Origin of the sequence: Kitasatospora kazusensis, from assembly GCF_039529945.1 — a bacterium.
GTDB lineage: Bacteria > Actinomycetota > Actinomycetes > Streptomycetales > Streptomycetaceae > Kitasatospora > Kitasatospora kazusensis.
Genome location: NZ_BAAANT010000093.1, coordinates 1 through 5,598, shown reverse-complemented (window position 1 = coordinate 5,598; position 5,598 = coordinate 1). Strand labels below are relative to the sequence as shown.

General features: G+C 69.4%; 4 protein-coding genes and 1 rRNA gene. 2 read left to right on the top strand and 3 right to left on the bottom strand.

The window, feature by feature from the left end:
- Positions 1-133 precede the first annotated feature (133 nt).
- Both ABD330_RS31865 and recD2 read right to left on the bottom strand, forming a co-directional pair.
- Entirely contained in the window at positions 134-1,444 is a 1,311-nt protein-coding gene (locus ABD330_RS31865; protein ID WP_425555722.1) for a citrate synthase, read from the bottom strand.
- A 214-nt stretch (positions 1,445-1,658) separates the two neighbouring features.
- Positions 1,659-3,875, bottom strand: a complete 2,217-nt coding sequence (recD2, locus tag ABD330_RS31860; protein ID WP_344469797.1) for an SF1B family DNA helicase RecD2 — start codon at positions 3,873-3,875, stop codon at positions 1,659-1,661.
- A gap of 258 nt (positions 3,876-4,133) precedes the next feature.
- Between recD2 and ABD330_RS31855 the strand changes: the two genes are divergently transcribed.
- Both ABD330_RS31855 and ABD330_RS31850 read left to right on the top strand, forming a co-directional pair.
- Positions 4,134-4,925 (top strand): VOC family protein, encoded by a 792-nt coding sequence (locus tag ABD330_RS31855; protein ID WP_344469796.1) that lies wholly within the window; start codon positions 4,134-4,136, stop codon positions 4,923-4,925.
- 32 nt (positions 4,926-4,957) lie between these two features.
- A complete protein-coding gene (locus ABD330_RS31850) occupies positions 4,958-5,410 on the top strand; it encodes a GNAT family N-acetyltransferase (protein WP_344469794.1) in 453 nt (150 codons plus the stop codon).
- Positions 5,411-5,487: 77 nt separating this feature from the next.
- On the opposite strand, the gene rrf is transcribed toward ABD330_RS31850, so the two are convergent.
- A 5S ribosomal RNA gene (gene rrf / locus ABD330_RS31845) occupies positions 5,488-5,598 on the bottom strand; the annotation flags it as partial.

Here is a 5,598-nt window from a genome sequence, read left to right as displayed (position 1 = left end):
CAACGCCTCGAAGAACCTCGCCTTCAAGCCCTCAAAATCCACGATCCCCGCAACTCCCTGAATCCAGGGTGTTGCGGGGATCGCTAGAACCTGCCCACCAGCGGCCGGGCCCCTCTGCGTCAGGTCGGCGGACTCAGCGCTCGCCGAGCTCCACGTAGTCGCGGATCGCGACACCGGTGTAGATCTGACGCGGACGGCCGATGCGGCTGCCCGGGTCGTTGATCATCTCGTGCCAGTGGGCGATCCAGCCCGGCAGTCGGCCGAGCGCGAACAGCACGGTGAACATGCTGGTCGGGAAGCCCATGGCGCGGTAGATCAGGCCGGTGTAGAAGTCCACGTTCGGGTAGAGCTTGCGCGAGATGAAGAACTCGTCGTTGAGCGCGTGCTCCTCCAGCTTGAGCGCGATCTCCAGCAGCTCGTCGGACTTGCCGAGCTGCGAGAGCACCTCGTGCGCGAGGCCCTTGACCAGCTGGGCGCGCGGGTCGAAGCTCTTGTACACGCGGTGACCGAAGCCCATGAGCTTCACGCCGTCCTCGCGGTTCTTCACCTTGCGGATGAAGGCGTCGACGTCGCCGCCGTCCTTCTGGATCTGCTCCAGCATCTCCAGCACGGCCTGGTTGGCGCCGCCGTGCAGCGGGCCCCAGAGCGCCGAGATGCCGGCCGAGATCGAGGCGAACTGGTTGGCGTGGCTGGAGCCCACCAGGCGGACCGTGGAGGTCGAGCAGTTCTGCTCGTGGTCCGCGTGCAGGATCAGCAGCTTGTCCAGCGCGTTGACGATGACCGGGTTGATCTCGTAGTCCTCGGCGGGGACGGCGAACGTCATCCGGAGGAAGTTCTCGACGTAGCTGAGGTCGTTGCGCGGGTAGACGAAGGGCTGCCCGACCGACTTCTTGTACGCGTAGGCCGCGATCGTCGGCAGCTTCGCCAGCAGGCGGACGGTCGACAGGTGACGCTGGCCGGCATCGAACGGGTTGTGGCTGTCCTGGTAGAACGTCGACAGCGCGCCGACCACCGAGGAGAGCATCGCCATCGGGTGCGCGTCCCGCGGGAAGCCCTGGAAGAAGCGCTTCACGTCCTCGTGCAGCAGCGTGTGCTGGGTGATCTCCGAGGTGAACTCGGTCAGCTGCTCGCCGGTCGGCAGTTCACCGTTGATCAGGAGGTACGCGGTCTCGACGAAGCTGCCCTGCTCCGCCAGCTGCTCGATCGGGTAGCCGCGGTAGCGCAGGATGCCGTTGTCGCCGTCCACGAAGGTGATCGCGGACTTGTAGGCGGCGGTGTTGCCGAAGCCGTTGTCCAGGGTGACCAGGCCGGTCTGCGGCAGCAGCTTCGAGATGTCGAAACCGGCGTTGCCCGCAGTGCTCTCGACGACCGGGTACTCGTACTCGCCGTCCTGGTACCGCAGTACTACTGCGCCTTGACTGTTCTCGCTCACGCTCTTCCTCACCGACGAAATGAATCCTCTGCCCAAGGTGCCCTGACAGTCCTACGATCCCCCATCCGGGGGATGGCCGCGCACCCGGGGTGGGCCGAAAAGGGCCCCGCCCTACAAATCCTGTTGCCGCAGCCGGTATGAACCGGACAAGATCGGCACAAGAGTAGGCTCCGCCCTAAATCTCTTCACGTCAAGACAACCTCCCTCGGCCACAGCCCCTGGACGATCATCCAGTTGCGAGCCGATGATCAAGCGCGGAGTGCCTCCGGCCTGCACTGACCGCTCGAACAGCCTGTGCGATCGCTCTGCGTGACCCGACGAGCACCACCAGCTTCTTCGCCCGCGTCACGGCCGTGTAGAGCAGGTTCCGCTGCAACATCGTCCACGCCGACGTGGTGACGGGAATCACCACCGCCGGGTACTCACTACCCTGCGAACGGTGGATCGTCACTGCGTACGCGTGGGCCAGCTCGTCCAGCTCGTCGAAGTCGTACGGCACCTCCTCGTCCTCGTCGGTACGGACGGTGAGCCGCTGCTCCTCCACGCTGAGTGACGTGACGACACCCACCGTGCCGTTGAAGACCCCGTTCTGCCCCTTCTCGTAGTTGTTGCGAATCTGGGTGACCTTGTCACCTACCCGGAACGTCCGGCCGCCGAACCGGCGCTCCGGCAGCCCCTCCCGGGCCGGGGTGACGGCGGCCTGGAGCAGCGTGTTGAGATTGCCCGCACCGGCCGGCCCACGGTGCATCGGCGCCAGCACCTGGACGTCCCGGCGCGGGTCCAGCCCGAACTTCTGCGGGATCCGCCGGGCCACCACGTCGACGGTGAGACCGGCCGCCCGCTCGGTGTCCTCCTCGGCGAACAGGAAGAAGTCCGGCATCCCGTCCGTTACCGGCGGCAGGCCCTCGTTGATCCGGTGCGCGTTGACCACCACGCCGGACTGCTGCGCCTGCCGGAAGATCCGGGTCAGCCGGACGGACGGGACGGGGCTGCCCGCCGCCAGCATGTCCCGCAGCACCTCGCCCGCGCCGACCGACGGCAGCTGGTCCACGTCCCCCACGAAGAGCAGGTGGGCACCCGGCGCGACGGCCTTGACCAGCTTGTTCGCCAGGATCAGGTCCAGCATCGACGCCTCGTCCACCACCACCAGGTCAGCGTCGAGCGGCCGGTCCCGGTCGTAGGCCGCCTCGCCGCCCGGCCGCAGCTCCAGCAGCCGGTGGACGGTGGACGCCTCCGCGCCGGTCAGCTCCGCGAGCCGCTTCGCCGCCCGCCCGGTCGGCGCGGCCAGCACCACCTTGGCCTTCTTCGCCAGTGCGAGCGTCACGATCGACTTCACCGTGAACGACTTCCCGCAGCCCGGACCACCCGTCAGCACCGCGACCTTCTCGGTCAGCGCCAGCTTCACCGAGTCCCGCTGCTCGGGAGCGAGTTCGGCCCCCGTCCGCTTCGCCAGCCACCCCAGCGCGGCCGGCCAGTCGACGGCCTCGAAGGCGGACAGCCGGTCGGTGTCGGCCCGCAGGAGCCTCAGCAGCTGGTTGCTCAGCGAGATCTCCGCCCGGTGGAACGGCACCAGGTACACCGCCGTGATCGGCTCGCCCGCCTCCCCCGGCACGCTCTCCCGGACCACGCCCTCCTCGGCGACCAGCGCGGCCAGACAGTCGATCACCAGGCCGACATCCACCTGGAGGAGCTTCACCCCGTCGGCGATCAGCCGCTCCTCCGGCAGGAAGCAGTGCCCCTGGTCGCTGCTCTGCGACAGCGCGTACTGCAGCCCCGCCTTCACCCGCTCCGGGCTGTCGTGCGGGATGCCGACCGACTGGGCGATCCGGTCCGCCGTCAGGAAGCCGATGCCCCAGACGTCCGAGGCGAGCCGGTACGGCTCGTTCTTCACCACCCCGATCGAGCTGTCCCCGTACTTCTTGAAGATCCGCACCGCGAGCGAGGTCGACACACCGACACCCTGCAGGAAGACCATCACCTCCTTGATGGACTTCTGCTCCTCCCAGGCCGCCGCGATCATCTTCGTCCGCTTCGGCCCGAGACCGGGCACCTCGATCAGCCGCTTCGGCTCCTGCTCGATCACCTCCAGGGTGTCGACGCCGAACTGCTCCACGATCCGCTCGGCGAACCGCGGACCGATCCCCTTGATCAGCCCCGACCCCAGGTACCGCTGGATCCCCTGGATCGTCGCGGGCAGCACGGTGGTGTAGTTCTCCACCGTGAACTGCTTGCCGTACTGCGGGTGCGACCCCCACCGCCCGAACAGCCGCAGCGACTCCCCCGGCTGCGCCCCGAGCAGGGCCCCGACCACCGTCAGCAGGTCGTTCGCCCCGCGCCCGGTGTCCACCCGGGCCACGGTGTAGCCGGTCTCCTCGTTGGCGTAGGTGATCCGCTCCAGCACACCCTCCACCTCGGCCAGCTGGCGCGGCGGCTGCGGCGGCACCTTCGCGCCCGCCTGCCCGGGTCGCTGCTGCGTGTCCACGACGCCCCTCTCGGTACCTGTGACCGTCCGCTACGCACCGTACCGCCCCCGACCGACATCAGGACAAGCCGCCGGCCGTTCCCGGCCGCCCCGCGCCCGTCGGCACCGCGGTTCCCGTCGGCACTGCGGTTGTGGGCGCCCCTGGCAGGGCTGAGGATGCCAGAGGGGGCATGCACCACGCCCGTCCGCGAGGACGGCCCGCCGAAGGAGCAGCGCACCATGCTCAGCACCGACTTCGTCCCCGGCTCCCCCAACTGGCTCGACCTGGGCAGTCCCGACACCGAGGCCTCCGTCACGTTCTACACCGCCCTGTTCGGCTGGACCTTCTTCTCCGCCGGCCCGCAGGCCGGCGGATACGGCTTCTTCCGCCGGGGCACGGACACCGTCGCGGCCCTCGGCCCGCTCACCGAGGACCGCGCGGAGCCGGCCTGGACGCTCTACTTCCAGACGCCCGACGCCGATGCCGTCGCCGAGCGGGTCAGGGCAGCCGGGGGGACCGTGCGCTTCGGCCCCTTCGACGTCTTCACCAACGGCCGGATGGCGGGTCTCACCGACCCGACCGGCGCCGAGTTCGCGGTCTGGCAGCCCGGCGAGACGGCGGGCCTCGACGCCGTCACCGCCCCGGGAACGCTGTGCTGGACGGAGCTCTACAGCTCGGACCCGACGGCGGCCAAGGCGTTCTACCGCGCCGTCTTCGGCTGGCAGGAGCAGGACGTCCCGTTCGGCGACAGCACGTACACCGTGCTCACCCCCGCGACCGGCGGCACCGACGACGGCCAGGGCGGCATCCTCCAGCTGTTCCCCGACCAGACCGCGGCCGGCCTCGGCTCGCACTGGCTGCCCTACTTCGAGGTCCCGAACACCGACGCCACCATCGCCATGGCCCGGCAGCTCGGCGGCGCGGTCCGCCTCCCCGCCACCGACGCCCACGGCGTGGGCCGCTTCGCCCAGCTCACCGACCCGCACGGGGCCGCCTTCGCCGTCATCACCAGTGCGGGACCCGGCGAGTGACCCACCGTCGGTCCCGGTCTAGGGTCCCGATCATGAACGAACTGACCATCCGACCCGCCGTCCGCTCCGACCTCCCCGCCATCGTCGCGATGCTCGCCGACGACGCCCTGGGCGCGACCCGGGAGTCCCCCGACGATCTGACGCCCTACCAGGACGCCTTCGCCCGCCTGGCCGCCGACCCACAGCAACACGTGGTGGTCGCCGAGCGGAACGGCCGCGCGGTCGGCACCCTCCAGCTGACCGTCATCCCCGGCCTGTCCCGCCGGGGCTCCACCCGGACCGTCATCGAGGGCGTCCGGGTGGACTCGACCGAGCGGGGCAGCGGGCTCGGCACCGAACTGATCGAGTGGGCCGTCGAGAAGTCCCGCTCCCTGGGCGCCGACCTCGTCCAGCTGACCTCGGACGCCACCCGGACGGACGCCCACCGGTTCTACGAGCGCCTCGGATTCACGGCCTCCCACCTGGGCTTCAAACTGGCTCTCTAGCCGGCAGCCCGAAACAGGTCCGGACATGCAAATGACCCCCCATCCGTTCCCGGATGAGGGGTCATTTGTGAAAGATTGTTCGGCGGCGTCTTACTCTCCCACAGGGTCCCCCCTGCAGTACCATCGGCGCTACGAGGCTTAGCTTCCGGGTTCGGAATGTAACCGGGCGTTTCCCTCGCGCTATGACC